The organism is Rhodanobacter denitrificans, assembly GCF_000230695.2.
GTDB lineage: Bacteria > Pseudomonadota > Gammaproteobacteria > Xanthomonadales > Rhodanobacteraceae > Rhodanobacter > Rhodanobacter denitrificans.
Genome location: NC_020541.1, coordinates 1,724,141 through 1,740,893 on the forward strand (window position 1 = coordinate 1,724,141; position 16,753 = coordinate 1,740,893).

Annotated in this window: 15 protein-coding genes; 10 read left to right on the plus strand and 5 right to left on the minus strand. The window is 65.0% G+C overall.

Going from position 1 to position 16,753, the window contains the following annotated elements; all coding sequences use genetic code 11:
* Positions 1–59: 59 nt before the first annotated feature.
* From R2APBS1_RS07730 to R2APBS1_RS07750, 5 genes are all read left to right on the plus strand, one after another.
* Complete coding sequence (locus tag R2APBS1_RS07730; RefSeq protein ID WP_015447488.1) at positions 60–2,261, plus strand: type I restriction-modification system subunit M; 2,202 nt, start codon at positions 60–62, stop codon at positions 2,259–2,261.
* Complete coding sequence (locus tag R2APBS1_RS07735; RefSeq protein WP_015447489.1) at positions 2,258–3,547, plus strand: restriction endonuclease subunit S; 1,290 nt, start codon at positions 2,258–2,260, stop codon at positions 3,545–3,547. The genes R2APBS1_RS07730 and R2APBS1_RS07735 overlap by 4 nt, the downstream gene beginning before the upstream one ends.
* The gene (locus tag R2APBS1_RS07740; RefSeq protein ID WP_015447490.1) at positions 3,544–4,155 is read left to right on the plus strand and encodes a hypothetical protein; all 612 of its coding nucleotides are present in this window, start codon (positions 3,544–3,546) and stop codon (positions 4,153–4,155) included. Before R2APBS1_RS07735 ends, R2APBS1_RS07740 begins: the two co-directional genes overlap by 4 nt.
* Positions 4,156–4,508: 353 nt before the next feature.
* Positions 4,509–7,238: a type I restriction endonuclease subunit R gene (locus tag R2APBS1_RS07745; protein WP_425477024.1), complete on the plus strand. Its 2,730-nt coding sequence runs from the start codon at positions 4,509–4,511 to the stop codon at positions 7,236–7,238.
* A gap of 482 nt (positions 7,239–7,720) precedes the next feature.
* Positions 7,721–8,215 (plus strand): hypothetical protein, encoded by a 495-nt coding sequence (locus R2APBS1_RS07750; RefSeq protein WP_015447492.1) that lies wholly within the window; start codon positions 7,721–7,723, stop codon positions 8,213–8,215.
* Positions 8,216–8,327: 112 nt separating this feature from the next.
* Here the strand turns inward: R2APBS1_RS07750 and R2APBS1_RS07755 are convergent, their stop codons facing one another.
* Positions 8,328–9,374, minus strand: coding sequence for a hypothetical protein (locus R2APBS1_RS07755; protein ID WP_015447493.1), 1,047 nt, complete (start codon positions 9,372–9,374; stop codon positions 8,328–8,330).
* A gap of 106 nt (positions 9,375–9,480) precedes the next feature.
* Positions 9,481–10,728 carry a S8 family serine peptidase gene (locus R2APBS1_RS07760; protein WP_015447494.1) on the minus strand — a complete coding sequence of 416 codons (1,248 nt, stop codon included), beginning with the start codon at positions 10,726–10,728 and terminating at the stop codon, positions 9,481–9,483.
* A gap of 121 nt (positions 10,729–10,849) precedes the next feature.
* On the opposite strand from R2APBS1_RS07760, the gene R2APBS1_RS07765 reads away from it, so the two are divergent.
* On the plus strand, positions 10,850–11,341 hold the full coding sequence (locus R2APBS1_RS07765; protein ID WP_007508641.1) for an RNA polymerase sigma factor: 492 nt from the start codon (positions 10,850–10,852) through the stop codon (positions 11,339–11,341).
* The gene (locus R2APBS1_RS07770) at positions 11,338–12,084 is read left to right on the plus strand and encodes an anti-sigma factor family protein (RefSeq protein WP_015447495.1); all 747 of its coding nucleotides are present in this window, start codon (positions 11,338–11,340) and stop codon (positions 12,082–12,084) included. The genes R2APBS1_RS07765 and R2APBS1_RS07770 overlap by 4 nt, the downstream gene beginning before the upstream one ends.
* 54 nt (positions 12,085–12,138) lie before the next feature.
* On the opposite strand, the gene R2APBS1_RS07775 is transcribed toward R2APBS1_RS07770, so the two are convergent.
* From R2APBS1_RS07775 to R2APBS1_RS07785, 3 genes are all read right to left on the minus strand, one after another.
* Entirely contained in the window at positions 12,139–12,357 is a 219-nt protein-coding gene (locus tag R2APBS1_RS07775) for a hypothetical protein (protein ID WP_015447496.1), read from the minus strand.
* Between the two features lie 65 nt (positions 12,358–12,422).
* Positions 12,423–13,193, minus strand: a complete 771-nt coding sequence (locus tag R2APBS1_RS07780) for a LytR/AlgR family response regulator transcription factor (RefSeq protein WP_015447497.1) — start codon at positions 13,191–13,193, stop codon at positions 12,423–12,425.
* On the minus strand, positions 13,190–14,491 hold the full coding sequence (locus R2APBS1_RS07785; protein ID WP_015447498.1) for a sensor histidine kinase: 1,302 nt from the start codon (positions 14,489–14,491) through the stop codon (positions 13,190–13,192). The genes R2APBS1_RS07780 and R2APBS1_RS07785 overlap by 4 nt, the downstream gene beginning before the upstream one ends.
* Positions 14,492–14,954: 463 nt before the next feature.
* Here R2APBS1_RS07785 and R2APBS1_RS07790 point away from each other — a divergent pair, with 463 nt between their 5' ends.
* The 3 genes from R2APBS1_RS07790 (at position 14,955) to R2APBS1_RS07800 (ending at position 16,714) form a co-directional block, all read left to right on the plus strand.
* Positions 14,955–15,221 (plus strand): hypothetical protein, encoded by a 267-nt coding sequence (locus R2APBS1_RS07790; protein ID WP_007508632.1) that lies wholly within the window; start codon positions 14,955–14,957, stop codon positions 15,219–15,221.
* A gap of 117 nt (positions 15,222–15,338) precedes the next feature.
* Positions 15,339–16,277 (plus strand): GGDEF domain-containing protein, encoded by a 939-nt coding sequence (locus R2APBS1_RS07795; protein ID WP_015447499.1) that lies wholly within the window; start codon positions 15,339–15,341, stop codon positions 16,275–16,277.
* 35 nt (positions 16,278–16,312) lie between these two features.
* Entirely contained in the window at positions 16,313–16,714 is a 402-nt protein-coding gene (locus R2APBS1_RS07800) for a hypothetical protein (RefSeq protein ID WP_155950224.1), read from the plus strand.
* Positions 16,715–16,753 lie beyond the last annotated feature (39 nt).

Here is a 16,753-nt window from a genome sequence, read left to right on the forward strand (position 1 = left end):
CGATTTGCGTCAATTGCCGTGGAGTTACGGTATTAGATTGGTATGACTTGGGGAATGGTTTGAACACGCAACTGCACGAAACACTGAAAGGCAACATCTGGGAAATCGCCAATCGTCTGCGCGGGCCGTATCGCCCCCCTCAATACCGGCTGGTGATGCTGCCGCTGGTGGTGTTGCGCCGGCTCGATTGCGTGCTGGCGCCGACCAAGGACAAGGTGCTCAAGGAGTACGCGAAGCTGCAAGCCAAGGAGGTGCCGGAAGAGGCCATGGTGCGCCTGCTCTCGCGTGCTGCTGATCCCGCACGCAAACAGCCGCTGTACAACATCAGTCCATTTACCTTCGACAAGCTGATCGCCGATTCGGAGAACATCGCGCCCAATCTGGTCGCGTACATCAATGGCTTCTCCGTCACCGCGCGTCGGATCTTCGAGAAATTTGGCTTTGCCGAACAGATCGAGAAGCTCGACGCCAGCAACCGTCTGTTCACCCTCATCAAGGCGATGGCGGCGGTGGATCTGCACCCGGATCGCATCGATAACCTGCAGATGGGCTATCTCTTCGAACATCTGATCATGCGCTTCAACGAGCAGGCCAACGAAGAGGCCGGCGACCACTTCACACCGCGCGAGGTGATCCGGCTGATGGCCAGCTTGGTCTACACGGGCGAGGCCGATGTGTACAAGCCGGGCATCTACCGCAGCATCTACGACCCGGCCTGCGGTACTGGCGGCATGTTGTCGGAGTCGGAGAAGTTCATCCTCGGCCAAAACAAGGCCGCCCATCTGGCCCTGTTCGGGCAGGACTACAACGCCGAGTCCTGGGCCATCTGTTGCTCGGACATGCTGATCAAGGACGAGGACATCGGCAACATCGTGCTGGGCGACACGTTGGGTGACGGCAAGACCCACGACGGCTTCGAGGGCAAGCAGTTTCACTACCTGCTGGCAAACCCGCCGTTCGGCGTCGAGTGGAAAGACCAGAAAACCGCAGTCGAGAACGAAGCGAAGACGCTGGGCTTCAACGGCCGCTTCGGTGCCGGTACGCCAGCCATCAACGACGGCTCACTGCTGTTCCTGCAGCACATGATCGCCAAAATGCACGCGTCGCCCGATCAGGGCGGCGAAGGCTCCAAGATCGCCATCGTGTTCAACGGCTCACCGCTGTTTTCGGGGGACGCCGGTTCCGGCCCGTCCAACATCCGCCGCTGGATTATCGAAAACGACTGGCTGGATGCCATCGTCGCCTTGCCCGACCAGTTGTTCTATAACACCGGCATCTACACCTACATCTGGCTCGTCACCAATCGCAAGTCCGACGAGCGCCGCGGCAAGGTGCAGCTGATCGACGGCACGCGCTTTTTCCAGCGCATGAAGAAAAGTCTCAATAACAAGCGCAACGAGATCAGCGACGAGCAGATCGCACAGTTGACGCGCCTGTATGGCCACTACGCCGATGGCGAAACCGCTGAGGTCCTGATCGACGGCCAATCGGAGACGCGCGTGGTCTCGCGCATCTTTGACAATCGCGAGTTCGGCTTTCTGAAGGTCACGGTAGAGCGCCCACTACGGATGAACTTCGAAGCCACGCCCGAGCGCATTGCGCGACTGGATGAGCAATCGGCTTTTGCAGGCCTGGCCGTCTCCAAGAAGCGCAAGGACAAGGCGGAGATGGCCGAAGAGGTGGCTGAAGGCGAACGCTTGCAGGAGGCGATCCGTCGGCTGCTCACTGGCTTGTCTTGCAAGCCGCGCTACATGGATCGCGTCGCCTTCGAAGCGGATCTCAGCAAGGCTGCGAAGAAAGCGGGTATCAAACTCACCAATGCGCTAAAGAATGCGATCTACAACGCACTCGGCGAGCGTGACCCGAAGGCGGAAGTTTGCTGTGACGTGAAAGGCCAACCCGAGCCGGACTCCGAGCTGCGTGACACCGAAAACATTCCCCTGCCGGAGCGCTTCGACATACCAGCGGATTTCACGATGAAGCAGGGCATGGCCTTGCCGATGGATTTCGGCCCAGACAAACCCAACGGCGCACTCAACAAGGCGATGCAACCGGCGATCGAGGCCTATATGGCCGCCGAAGTGCTGCCGCATGTGTCTGATGCCTGGGTGGACGACAGCAAGACCAAGATCGGTTACGAGATTCCGATCAATCGGCATTTCTATGTCTATAAGCCGCCGCGTGCCCTCGAGCATATTGAGAAGGACATTGCCGCGCTTGAGGATCACATTGCGGAGCTCCTCAAGGGGTTGGTCGGATGATTTTCTCGGCGGAGCAGCAAGATGAGCGCTTGAAGTGGAGCTTCGACAGTACCAAAAACGGCGCATGGGGTGAGGAGCCCGACGGTGACCATGATGTCGTTTGTCTGCGCGCCGCTGATTTTGATGGCGTTTCCGGTCGGCTAAACGATGGTACGCGAACCATAAGGGCAGTTGATCCCACGACGTTCGCTAAGGTGAGTCTTCACCCAGGTGACCTGATCATTGAAAAGTCGGGCGGTGGCGAGAAGCAACTGGTCGGACGCGCTGTCCTTTTCAATGGGGTTGAGCCAAGCGTGTGCTCCAACTTTCTAGCGCGTGCACGGCCCAGCGCAAAAGCGGACTCCGCCTATCTCAACTATCTCTTGCTCGCAATCTACAACGCGCGCGGAACTTGGCCTCATATCAAGCAAAGCACCGGCATCCAGAATCTGGATATGGCGAGCTACTTGAATACACGGGTCAGCATTCCGCCACTCAAAACACAATGCCGCGTCGCTGAGTTTCTGGACGGCAAAACAGCGCAGATCGATGCGCTGATCGAGAAAAAGCGCGGGTTGCTTGACCGACTGGCGGAAAAACGCCAAGCACTCATCACCCATGCTGTCACCAAGGGCCTCGACCCCAACACCCCGATGAAAGACAGCCGCATCGACTGGCTGGGCGAAGTACCCGCTCACTGGACCATATGCGCGACAGGATATCGTTACGAGGTACAGCTGGGGCGCATGTTGAATGCAGATCGCGCTGAAGGCGAATGGCCACTTCCCTATCTCCGCGTTTACGATGTTCAATGGGGGAGCATCAATACCAACGACCTTCCCACAATGGATTTTCCTCCCGAAGCACAGGCCAGATATCGGCTTCAGTCGGGTGACCTGATGGTGAATGAGGGTGGCAGTTACGTGGGTCGCTCTGCGATTTGGCGTGGCGAATTGGAGGAGTGCTATTACCAAAAGGCGCTTCATCGGCTCCGACCATTTAAGCGAGACACCGATACGGCAGAATTTTTTTACTACGTCATGGAAATGGCGACGCGAAACAATGTGTTCATTGCTGGAGGTAATCAAACAACTATTGATCACCTAACGGCAGAGAAGTTACGTAGCTACCGGTTTGCTTTTCCACCGCCGCATGAGCAAATTGAGATATCGGACTTTCTTGGTCATCGGCTCGGAAGATTGGAGAAGGCTGCGGATTCGGTTAGGAGCTCCATTGGTCAACTTGCCGAATACCGCGCCGCACTGATCACCAGTGCCGTCACCGGAAGCATGGTGGGGCTGCAATGACCTTGCCAGCTTCAACATACTTCGAGCACCTCAAGGCTTATGTCAACGATGACTATGTCGTTGACGATGGTACTGGCGGGAAGGTCACTCTTGTGGAGACTTATTTTCGCGCCGAAGATGTAAAACCAAGGAAACGAGCGATTGAACTCAAGCTTCCCGGTCTTGGATTGGCATTCAAGCTTGATCACGACGACTTTGAAGATTCAAAGAAGAATTCAAAGCCCCCGCTCTTTCACTTTCTTGACGACACGGGGAAGGCTTGGTCCAAACGCTGTGACTTCGTAGTTTTTTGGGTAGACCGAAAGACGTTTCACGCCGACTGCATCGAGTTCAAATCGAAGAGCTTGGCCAAAGACAAGATCGTTCCGCAGCTGAAGGCAGGTGAATGCTGGTGTCGTAGTCTCAAACACACGATCGAACACTACACGGGCGATAAGCGACGAATCGTGGTGCGCAAATTTGTGTTTGCAGATAACGAGGCCCCCGAGGCTTATCTAGCGGCAGACCGTCAGCTTAGAGCTGATCCATCGATCCGCTACTACCACTTCGATGAAGTCCACGGGCAGTCACTCGCCGACCTCGTCAATCCCTCGATATTGGAGATTTGAGGATGCCAGCTCACACGGAAACCGCATTCGAGGCTGCGATCGAACTGGGCTTGCTTGCCAGCGGAGGCTATGGGAAGCGCAACCCCACCGACTACGACGAAGCGCTAGCGCTGTTCCCTGACGACGTGATCGGCTTTATCCAAGACAGTCAGGCCAAACGCTGGTCGCAACTGGAAGCGCTACTGGCGAACAAGACGCGCGCCACCGTGCTGGATTGTCTGGCCAAAGAGCTGGTGTCGAAAGGCACGCTGCAAGTGCTGCGGCACGGCTTCAAGTGCTATGGCAAGTCGCTACGACTGGCCTACTTCCGTCCCAACTCGGCGATGAATCCGGACAGCGCGGCGCTGTACGCGATGAACCGATTGACCATCACGCGCCAGGTGGCATTTACCTCTGCCCTCAAGCGCCCGGATGGCGCGCATCGGCGTTGCATTCTGGATGTGACGCTGGCGGTGAATGGATTGCCGGTGGTCACCGCCGAGCTGAAGAACCCCCTCACCGGCCAGCGTGCCGCCGATGCCGTCACCCAGTACCAGCGCGACCGCGACGAGCGCGATCTGATCTTTGCGTTCAAGCAACGCGCTCTGGTGCATTTTGCGGTGGATCCGGACGAGGCGTGGATGACCACGCGACTGAAAGGCCGCGAGACGGTTTTTCTGCCGTTCAACCGCGGCTTTGCGCATGGCGCCGGCAACCCGCCGGTGGCACACGATTGGAAGACGCACTACCTGTGGGACGAGGTGCTCAAGGCCGACAGCCTGCTCGACATCCTGCAGCGCTTCATGCACCTGGAAGTGGTGGAGCGCAAAGTGAAGACCGACAAGGGCGCGCGCACCATCCGCCGGGAAACGATGATTTTTCCGCGCTACCACCAGCTCGACGCGGTGCGGCGGCTGGTGGGCCATGCACGCCAGCATGGCTCGGGCCACAACTATCTGGTGCAGCACTCGGCTGGCTCGGGGAAGTCCAACTCCATTGCCTGGCTGGCGCATCGGCTGGCCAGTCTGCATGACGCGAACGATGAGAAGGTGTTTCATTCGGTGGTGGTGATCACCGACCGGCGCATGCTGGATGCGCAATTGCAAGCCACCATCTACCAGTTTGAGCACAAGACTGGCGTGGTCGAGAAGATCGACGAAAACACCCAGCAACTGGTGCGGGCGCTGTCGCAAGGTACGCCGATTGTCATTACGACCATTCAGAAGTTCCCTTTCATCACGCAAGCGCTGTCCACGCTGGAGAAGAAAGGTGATGGCGTGGCGATCGACACCGTCGGCAGGCGCTTTGCCGTGATCGTGGACGAGGCGCACTCCTCGCAGAGCGGCGATACCGCCTCGGTCTTGCGCGGCCTGTTGAACAAGGACGGCATCGAAGCTGCGATTGCAGCACAGCTTTCCGATGAGGAAGACGACGACCTGTCCGAAGAAGCCAAGAAGACGCTGCTGCGCGAGACGATGCGGCGTGGACGTCAGCCGAATCTCAGCTTTTTCGCATTCACAGCCACACCGAAATTCAAGACATTGGCCTTGTTCGACGAGCTGGGACCGAGCGGCGCGGCACCCTTTCATGAGTACTCGATGCGCCAGGCGATCGAGGAAAGCTTCATCATGGACGTGCTGGACAACTACACCACCTACAAGCGCTTCTATGGCTTGATCAAACAAGTGGAGGGCGACCCGGAGGTGCCGCGCCGCAAGGCAGCCAAGGCGCTGGCGCAATACATGGAGTTACACGCGGTCAACATCGACCAAGTGGTGTCGGTAATCGTCGAGCACTTCCGCCTGCATGTGATGCAGGAGATTGGTGGACGCGCCAAGGCGATGGTGGTGACCGGCTCGCGGCTGGCGGCGGTGAAGTACAAGCTCGCGTTCGACAAATACATCCGCGACCACGGCTACGACGGCATCCGCTCGCTGGTGGCGTTCTCCGGCACCGTGGAGGACCCCGAAGACCCTGGTTCCTCCTACACCGAAGTGGCCATGAACGACGGGTTGTCTGAAAGTGAGCTACCCGAAACCTTCGAGGGCGACGATTACCGCGTGCTACTGGTTGCCGAAAAATATCAGACCGGCTTCGACCAACCCCTGTTGCAGACCATGTACGTGGTGAAGCGCTTGGCCGGCGTACAGGCGGTGCAGACCCTGTCGCGCCTGAATCGAAGGGCGACGGGCAAAGCGCGCACCTTTGTGCTTGATTTCGTCAACGAAGAAGACGACATCCACAAGGCGTTCAAGCCCTATTACGAAAGCACACCCGTCGGCGAAAACGCCGATCCCCAGCGCCTCAACGAACTGCAGTACGAGTTGTTGAAATGGGCGATCTTTGCGCCCAGCGACATCACTTCATTTGCGGCGGTTTGGTATAAGGGCAAGCGCGAGCAATCGGCCAATGATCACCGCGAGATGAACGCAGTGCTTGATGCGGTGGTGCAACGCTTCGGAGAGCGCGACGAGGAGGATCAGGAGGCATTCCGCGGGCAATTGACGGCGTTCCGCAACTTGTATGCCTTCCTCTCGCAGATCATTCCCTACCAGGACAGCGAGCTGGAGAAGTTCTACACGTTTGTACGGAACCTGATCAGCAAGTTGCCACCGCCGGGCGGCGGACGAGCGTATGCGCTGGATGACGAAGTGGCACTGCGCTACTACCGGCTGCAGCAGCTGACCGACGGCTCGATCGACCTGCATGAAGGCGAGGCTTATCCGCTCAAGGGCCCGACCGACCTTGGTACCGGTGCCGTCAAGGACGAGGAAGTGCCGCTCTCGACACTGGTGGAGAAGCTTAACGAACGCTTCGGCACCGACTTCACTCGCGCCGATCAGCTGTTCTTTGATCAGATCCGCGTCTCGGCCGAGGACAACGAAAAAATTGTCGAGGCGGCCAAGGCCAATAACCTGACCAACTTCGCCGCGTTTCTGGAGAAGGCATTGGACGAGTTGTTCATTGATCGCATGGAAGGCAATGAGGACATTTTCTCTCGTGTCATGACCGACAAGGCGTTTCGCAATGCAGCGCAGGAACACTTGGCAAGAGAGATATTTGAGCGCGTACGCAAAGGCGACGAACGCAATAGCGAAAGTTGAACCATGGCGCTGCGGTGCTTGGAAAGCCGTGTTTGGCACCCCCGAGTCTCAGTCCCCGTCCAAAAAGAGCCAATCGCCACTCTTTTAGTGCTGCGCGTGGGACTAAAAGACCCACGCTTGGCACTCGAGAGAGCCGCGCTTGGCTCTTTTTCATCGGAACGCGGCTCTTTTTCACTGGCGTTTGGGACTCAACAGCCCCGCGCGTGGCTCTCTGCCATCGGCGCCTGGGTCTTTTCCGGTGGAGCGTGGGTCCTTTTGATCGGCGCTTGGCTCTTTTTGGATGGAACGACCCTCTCCAGCGTCCCGATCAGGGACGGTCGCGTTGACCGCCAGCATTCACGCTCCCGCAAGCGCGGTCCCCGCCTACGCCGCAGCGCCTTTTCGACCTACACGCGAGGCGTGGGCGAGGGATGGCGCGCACGTTACGCTGCGCCGCCGGCCAAGCGGGCCGGCTTTGCTGACATCACATCTAAGGAGTGGACATGAGCCAGAACCTGGTCGATATCGACCTCAACACCGACGTGCTTGCTGCCATCGACAACGCCCTCACGGCGCTGGAAACGGGCTTGGCCTCGCTGATCGCGCTGACGCCGGACCAGCGGCACGAGCTGACCAAGATGGGCGATAAGTCCGAGGCGTTTTGCCGGCAGGCCGGCCACGTGTTCGGCGACAACCCGGGCCTGCTGCCGGGGAATTTCGACCTGGCCGGTTACCAGCGCGACCTGGCCACGCTGGATGCCTTGCGCCCACGTCTGGTACGCATGGGCAAGCTTCACCAGCGCGGCGTCGACACCGAAATGGCGATCGGCAGCGACCTGATGACCAACGCGCTGGAGGGCTATGCGGTGTTCAAGGTCGCCGGCAGGGGGCAGGGGCTGGACGATGCGCGCAAGGCACTGTCCGCCCATTTTGCGCGTGGGTCGCGCACGCCCACGCAGCCGACCGGCCCTGCGCCGAGCGGGCCGCCGACAGCGTGAGCTTGGATTCTCTCGTAAGACCAAGGAGACCCCGCACCATGCGGGGTCTCTTTTTTTTGCCACGAAGGAGCCCCCGCAAGCGGGGGCTCCTGGTTTTCACGGTGCTGCTGGCTTAGTGCTGCTGCGCATTCGCGCTGGCGCCGGCATCACCGTCGGCCTGCGTCGAGGCGGAGATGCCATCGCGGGCCGAACCGTGGGCACTGGCCCGGCCACCGGCCCGGCCGCTGGCGTTGGTCGAGCCACGGGTGCCGGAGGTCGAGCCGGCGTTGGCGTTCGTGTTGCCGTTGGCTGCACCGGAGCCCGACACGTCGATCGTCTTGTCACCGGCGCCGCGCACGGCGTTGGACGTCGGCGATAGCAGGCGCGGTTGCGGGGTCGCTGCGTTACCCGACGGCTGGCGTGTGGCGTTCGCGCCGGCCGAGCTTGCCTGCGACGCGCTGCCGGCCGCGTCGGTACCGAGCGAGCCAGCGGTATGCCCCGACTGGGTGCCGGTGGCGGCGGCTTGGCGGGCGGTGCTCAGGCCGGCGTTGGCCGAACCTTCGGCCGCACCCTCGGCGCTCGCGGATGCGTTGCCGGCCGTGTTCTGTACACGGCCCAGCGCGCCCCGGGTGCCGCGTTTGGCCGTCGAGACGGCCGAACGCGTCCGGCCGGCGGCCTGGCCTGCGGCACCGGTCGCGGCGTCGCGCATGTCCGAAGCGTCGACGGCGCCGGTCGCGGACGAGCCCAGCTCGCCGGCGCCACCCAGCGCAGCCTGGTTGCCGGCGGTGCCGGCGTTGGCGCCGGCCGCACCGGTGAGGCCGGCGGCGGCGTCGGCGGCCGCCGGGCCGTTCACCTGGCGGGCGGTCTGGCCGGCGGTGTTCGTCGCCGCAGCGGCGGTCGCCGCGGCGCGCTGGCGCAGGCGCTCGGCGCGCCGTTCGGCAGCGCGCGTGTTGATGTCGGGGCCATGGAGGCCGCCCATGCCGCTCGCGGAGCCGTCGATGCGGCCGCCCACCTGGCCCATCGTGGAGTTGATCGGGCCGCTCAGGCCGCCGGCGATGCCGCCGCCGAGCGAGCCGCCGCCCAGCACCTGGGCATGCGCCGGGACCATCGCGGCCAAGGCAAGCGCGCCGGCGAACAGGGCGGTGTTGAGGGTTTTGTGGTTGAGGGTCGTGTTGCGCATGGTGGGACCTCCTGCCTGCGGCCGATCCGCGGCTTCCGGGGTCCTGTACGCCGGTGCCAGGACGATCCTTCCATCGCGGCGGGTTGCGGTCGGGTTTTGTTCAGGTTCAGGGCGACAACAGGCCGTAGCCGTAGCGCGGGTCGTGGCCCGGGGCGCCGAGGGGGCGGGCCTCGCCGATCAGTTGCTGCTGCACCTGCGCCGCGGCGCCCGCGTGGGGAGCGTCCAGCAGCTGGGCGGCTTTTCGCGCCACGATCGGCGCCGCGAACGAGGTGCCGCGCAGCGCGTCGCGGCCGCTGCCGAACACGCCGGACGCGCAGAAATCCACCTGGTCGCCGCTGCCGGATTCGGGCAGCGCGCGGTCGTGCGCGTCGACACCGCCGACGCCGATCACGCCGGGGTAGGACGCGGGAAACAGCGGTGGTGCCGCGGGACCGTCGTTGCCGACCGCACTGACCAGCACGTGGCCGCGCGCGATCATCGCCTGCACCGCGCGCGCGAGCACCGGGTTGTCGGGGCCGACCAGGCTGATGTTGATCACCGCCACGTGCTCGCGCGCCATCCATGCCAGCGCGTCGACGAGGTTCGATGTGGCGCCGCCGACCGCGTCGCCGCACCACAGGTCGGCGGCGTACAGCGTGTCCGGGTCGCCGGCGACGAGGCGGGCGGCGACCGCGGTGCCGTGTCGCGATACGGTGGCCGTCTGGCAGCCATGCGGTTCGATGCGTGCGTGTGCCAGCGCGGGATCGCGCGGGTCGACGCCGCCATCGACCAGGCCCACGCGTCGCGCCGGTGCGCTGGACGACGGGGGCGCCGAGCTGGTCGCGTTGGCCACGTCGGCATGGCCCGCGGGCAGGTAGAGGTGCTGGTAGGTGAAGGTCGCGTCCGGCGCGGCCCGCTGCAAGGCGCGCATGGCTCTGGCCGTACTGCGGTTGCGGGTGTCGTGCAGCACCACGAAGTCCAGCCCCAGCGTCGCGTCCGCCGGCGTCTCGCGATCCACCACGAAACCGCTCGCCTGCACAGCGTCGCGTTGCGCGGTCGACAGGCCAGTGGCGAGAAATTCGCCGCGCAGGATCGGTGCGCCGTGGGGATCGACGTCGACGCGCCGCGGCTCGCTGCGTCGCAGCGCGTCGATCTGCAGTTTTCGCGTGAGGGCCAGCGGCCCGCGCAACAGATCGTCCACGCTGCGCAGGGGCGAGGCGGGAACCATGCCGGGCAGGCCCACGTCAGGGACCTGTACGTTCGGCAGACCCTGCACCGGACCGAGCACCTGTGCCCGTGCCGGCGTCGCGCTCACCATGGCAAGCGCGATGGCCAGCAACGGAACGAGCGTGGCGAATGGACGGCGCAAGGGCATGGCCAACGGCCTCGGGAGCAACGGGGGCGGATGCTAGCATGGGCCTGCTTTACGCCCTCGAACTGCGCCGATGCGCGCGAGGGAAGGAATCCTCCCCTCCGGACGTAATGGAAGGTGATGCGTGAATGCGAGCGACGCCGTGCGCGAAGGACTGATCCCGCTGTTGCCGCGCCTGCGCCGCCTGGCGCGGGCGCTGGCAGGGCAGGTCGCCGACGCCGATGACCTGGTGCAGATCGTGCTGGAACGTGCACTGGCCCGTGCCGCGCAGTGGCGGCCGGATGCCGCGCTGGACAAGTGGGTATTCGCGATCGCGCGCAACGCCTGGCGCGACGAGTTGCGCGCACGCGGCAGGACGCAGCATCTGTTCGCGCCCGAGGAGGCCGGCGAGATGGCCGCCGACCGCGCCAGCGCACAGCCCGCGCAGCAGCTGGAACTGGCGATGGCGCTGGCGGCGTTGCCGCCGGACCATCGCGAAGTGGTGGCCCTGGTGCTGGTCGAGGGCATGTCCTACGGCGAGGCCGCCGAGCTGCTGGAGGTGCCGGTGGGCACCGTCACCAGCCGCCTGGCCCGCGCCCGCGCCACCTTGCAAGCCCATCTTGGGAAAGACGCATGAACCCGATCGACGACGACACCTTGCAGGCTTACGTGGACGGCGAACTCGACGCGGCCGGCGTCGCGCGCATCGACGCCGCGCTGGCGCGGGACGACGTGCTGGCCCGCCGCGTCAGGCAGATGCAGGCGCTGAATGCGCAGCTGCATGCCGCGTTCGACCCGGTGCTGGACGAACCGGTGCCCGCGCGCCTGTCCGCCCGGCTGCAGCCGCAGGCCACGCCGACGGCACCGCTCACGCTGCTGGCGGGCGGCCGTGGCGCGGATGCCACCCGCCGCCGTGCGCCTCGCCGCTGGTTGATGCCGGGTGCCGCGCTGGCGGCGTCGATCACCCTGCTTGCCGTCGGCCTGTGGTGGTGGCACGCCGGCAATGAACTGGTACGCATGCGGAACGGCGAGCCCTATGCTGCCGGCGTCCTCGGCCAGGCGCTCGACCAGGCGCTGGCGAGCGAGCCGGATGCGCATGCCCCGGTCGCGATCGGCCTGAGTTTCCGCGCTGCCGACGGACAGGTCTGCCGCACCTTCACCGTCCGCACGCCGCCGGCGCGCGCCGGCTTGGCCTGTCGCGCGACGGCAGGCTGGGTGCTGCCCGTGCTGGGTCCGTCGGTTCCGGCCGAAGGCGGCGAGTTGCGCCAGGCGGCGAGCAGCCTGCCGCCCGCGGTGCAGGCCGCGGTCGATGCCCGCTTGCGCGGCAATGTCTTCGACGCGCAGCAGGAGCGCGCCGCACGCGCGGCAGGCTGGCGCTGAAGGCGCGGGGCATCGCGGCGCATCTGCGCTGCCGTGGCGGCGACGCGTCGCGGCTCAACGCCCTCTGACGGAATCGGCCTCGCGCATGCAGCGGCCGAACGCGACGTTGCGAAGGCCGATGCCGGTGCTGTCCAGCGCATACGCGGGGGAAACGGCGGCACGGACCCTGCAGCTGCGCTCGGCATGCAGGTGCTGCGCGTCGCGGTCGATGGGTTGCGAGGCGCAGGCGGCAAGGCACAGGCCGGCCAGGCCGGCGATCGTCAGCTTCAGCATGATGGGTTTTTCGAGGTGGTCGGTTTGGGGTCGCGCAGCTCGTGCATGACGAGCCGCACGCGGGCTTACATGTTGCGGAACAGCGCCATGAAGGGCTGGCTCACGGTGAGGGTTTCGGGGCGTTGTCTGAGACGCACGGTGCCCTTGCCGCTGTCGTCGCGGACGATGGAGGCAATCGCTTTCAGGTTGACTATGGTGGAGCGGTGGATCTGCTTGAACACGGCCGGGTCGAGCTGCTCCAGCAGTTCGCGGATCGGCTTGCGCAGCAATGCTTCGCCGTCGGCGGTCATCGCCACGGTGTACTTGTGGTCGGCGCGGAAGTAGGCGACGTCGTCCACCATGATGAGCCGCGTCTCGCGGCCGGTGCCTGCGGTGATCCAGGTGAGCGGCGGCGCGGCACCGGTCTGCGCGCCGCCTTGCGCCAGCTCGCGCAGCAGCAGGGCGAGGTCGCCGCGCGCGGTCTGGCCGGCGCTGGCGCGGCGCTTCAGCCGTTCGACGGTGGCGGCCAGGCGCTCGACGACGATGGGCTTGAGCAGGTAGTCGATCGCGCCGCGCTCGAAGGCGTCGATGGCGTACTGATCGTAGGCGGTGGTGAATACCACCTGCGTGGCGGGGCTGGCTTCGGCCGCCGCCGCGGCCACTTCCAGGCCGCTCAGACCGGGCATGCGGATATCGAGGAAGGCCACGTCCGGTTGCTGCGCGGCGATCGCGTCGAGCGCGTCGGCGCCGTTCTCGCAGTCGGCGACCACGTCCAGTTCCGGCCACACCTCGCTGAGCAGGCGGCGCAGTGCATCGCGCAGCAGCGGCTCGTCCTCGGCGATCACAGCCCGGCTCATGGGCGCGGCTCCGCGGCGATCAGTGCCATCTGTTGCGCTGGCACGGTGAGCGTGGCGGCCACACCTTCCGGCACGTTGGCGACCACGGCCAGCGAGGCGCGCGGGCCGTACACGAGCTGCAGGCGTTCGCGCACGTTCTTCAGACCGATGCCGGTGCCACCGCCGGCCGCGCCGAAGCCCTGGCCGTCGTCGGCCACCGTGACCGCCACGCTGTCGCCGTCGCGGCGGGCGAGGATCCACACCGTGCCGCCGCCGGGCTTGGGTTCCAGTCCGTGCTTGATCGCGTTCTCCACCAGGGTCTGCAGCATCATCGGCGGTAGCGTGACGGCACGCAGCGCGTCGGGCACTTCGATCCTCAGCTCCAGTCGCGCGCCCATGCGGATCTTCAGGATTTCGAGGTAGGCGCGGGCGCGCTCCAGCTCTTCGCCGAGCGTGGACAGCGTTTCCTCCGCACTGGGCAGCGAGTGGCGCAGGTACTGGATGAGGTGACCGAGCATGCGGTCGGCCTGCGCCGGCTCGCTGCGCGTGAGGTACTGCGCGCTGGCCAGCGTGTTGTAGAGGAAGTGCGGCTCCACCTGCGCGTGCAGCAGGTTGAGCCTGGCCTGCGCCAGTTCCTTGTCGGTGGCGGCCTGGGTGGCGGCCTGCTGTTCGCGGCGGCGACGTTCGGCCACGCGGCGGGCGAGGGCGCGGGAGATCGCCTCGGCGTTGACCAGGTTGGTGCCGTCGTCCACACGGAACCAGTCGGTCCACGCGCCGCTTTCCGGTTCGCATACCAGGGTGACGCTGCCGGTGCCGTCGCTGGGCGTTACCGTGGCGAAGATCTGGTTGCGCCGGCTGCCCAGCCAGCTGAACGGGTTGAGCCAGCCGAGCACGGCGCGGCCGTAGGGACTGGGACGGCGCACCTTGGCGCGCACCTGCAGGCTGTCGCGGGCGCTCTCGATTTCCTCGGTGTGGGGCAGTTCGCGGATCGCCGCGTCCAGCATGTCGAACGCCTCGCCGGCCTCGAACGGCAGCTCGATCTGGCGGCGCTGGCGGTTGCCCAGCGTGTCCAGGTTCACCTGCCCGGCGATCAGGCGCACGCGCCGCAGGTGGGAGAACGCACCGGTGACCACCAGTGCCAGCACCACGGCGACGATGATTTCCGGCAGCGGTTGCATGCTGCGGAACGGGCCGCTGTTGGCCATCAAGGTGAAAACGAAGGTCAGCGCCAGCAGCCAGGCGACGACCAGGCGCGCCACGAAGAAGAAGCCCTTGATCACGTCGATGTCCCCAATGGTGGAGCGTTGGGAAGCGAGCATAGCCGCCAATCCTGCGCCTTTTGCGGGCCGTGCGACCAAGGCGGAAGCGAAAGGCATGGAACGGCGGAAACGCCGCATGAAGCGCAGGCAGCGCGTCGGTTCGACATGACCTGCGGCCATGCCGGTCATGTCACTGGCGATGCCTGCGGGCGGCGCCGCATGGACGCCGCGCGCCGCCGTGTCTCATGTCGCCGGTTCGTGCCGGGCGCCGCGCTGGCCGCGGTGGCCGTGCGGTGGTGGCGGCGCGGTGGTGACATGGTGCGCATGCAGGGCGGCCAGCCGTCGCGCGTCGTTCCCGCCGTCGTGGCGGACAACGGGTCACGAGCGGGACGTTGACCCGTACTTCGCAGCCGCGCCGCTACCGTCGGGACGAACGGCCGGGTACGTCGGGTTGCGCCCGGCGCTGGCCGGCGTCGCCGAAAACCATCGAATGGCCGCCCCGTCTCGCCAGGAGGAACCATCCATGTCCGATGAAAATGCCAAGAAGCCGGCCGACCACGTCGTCGACACGGTGGCGCAGCTCAAGGAGATGCGACATTACTCGAAGAACAACGTGGAAGCGTTGACCGCGGCGTGGCTGCTGTTCGACGGCGAATTGTCCAGGCTCGGGCAGGCGGACAAGCTCGCCGACCTGATGGACCGCCAGGGGCAGTTGCACGAGGCGCTGGAAAAGACGATTGCCGATCTGGAGGAAGTGCTGGCGAAGATGCAGCCCGAGCCGGAAGAGTAGGTCGCCGCACGGTATCCGGTGGCGACGCACGCGCCGCCCGTCTGACGCGCCGATGGCCTGATATATATTTGGCGCGGGCCAGGCATTGCGCAGGCCGCAAGTTTACGGGGCGGCGAGATGGTGGCTATCGAAAACAGGCTGGAGTCCGACAGCGCCGTCTACAAGACGCTGCTGGAATCGACCCGGGCGATCCCGTGGAAGATCGACTGGGACAGCAAGCAGTTCGCCTACATCGGGCCGCAGATCGAGGCGCTGCTGGGCTGGGCGCCGTCGAGCTGGGAGAGCGTGGGCGACTGGGCCAGCCGCATGCATCCGGAGGACCGCGACTGGGTGGTGGACTTCTGCGTGGCGCAGTCGCAGGCGGGGGTGGACCACGAGGCCGACTACCGCGCACTGACCCGCGACGGCCACTACGTGTGGATCCGCGACGTGGTGCACGTGGTGCGCCGGCCCGACGGCACGGTCGATTCGCTGATCGGCTTCATGTTCGACATCAGCGAGCGCAAGCGCACCGAGCAGCAGCTGGTCAGCCTGCAGAAGGAGATGGAGGAGCTTTCCTTCCGCGACGGCCTGACCGGTGTGGCCAACCGGCGGCGTTTCGACGCCGTCATCGAGCTCGAGTGGAGCAACGCGCGGCGCAACCGGCAGCCGCTGTCGCTGCTGATGATCGACATCGACTATTTCAAGCAGTACAACGACCGCTACGGCCACCTGGAGGGCGACGCCTGCCTGAAGCACGTGGCGCGGGTGCTGGGGTCGGCGGCCACGCGCGCGCGCGACCTGCCGGCCCGCTTCGGCGGCGAGGAGTTCGTGCTGGTGCTGCCGGAAACCGACCAGGCCGCCGCGCGCAAGCTGGCCGAGCGCTGCCGCGAGCTGATCCTGGCCGAGCAGATCCCGCACGAGTGGTCCCCGATCGGCCCCATACTGACGATCAGCGTCGGCGTGGGCAGCGCGATCCCGGGCCACGACGACGAGTTGCGGGCATTCATCGACATGGTGGACAAGCGGCTGTACCAGGCCAAGCAGCAGGGCCGCAACCGCATCGTGGCAGGATAACCCCGGGCGTTCCGACATCTCGCGAAGGCGTGCCCATGGAGATCGACATGCGCAGGATCATCTTTTTCGCGGCGCTCGCCGTTTCGGTGCTGCCGGTTTTTGCAGCGGCCCAGTCCTACGCCGGTGCCAAGGCGTTGGCCGATCGTGACGAGGCATCCGTGTCGAAGGCCCAGTCGGGTGTGCTTCTCGCATCGCAGGGGGCGGCCATCGACCGGATCGTCCCGCTGTGTGAACGGGCCATGGGGCCGGCGGGCATGCCCCCGTTCGTGGTCGTGGTGGAGTTGGACGCGGCCGGCAAGATCGTCGCGACATGGCGCGAGGGCAACTCTGATTTCGCCGTCTGTTTCGAAAAGCAGCTGGGCACGCTCTCGCTGTTCGTCCCGCCGCGGGCGCCGTTCTACACCTCGTTCGAGATGAGCATGTCGGCGGGCGACTGACGCCTGCGCGCCGCGGAAAACGAAAAGGCCCCGCAGGCG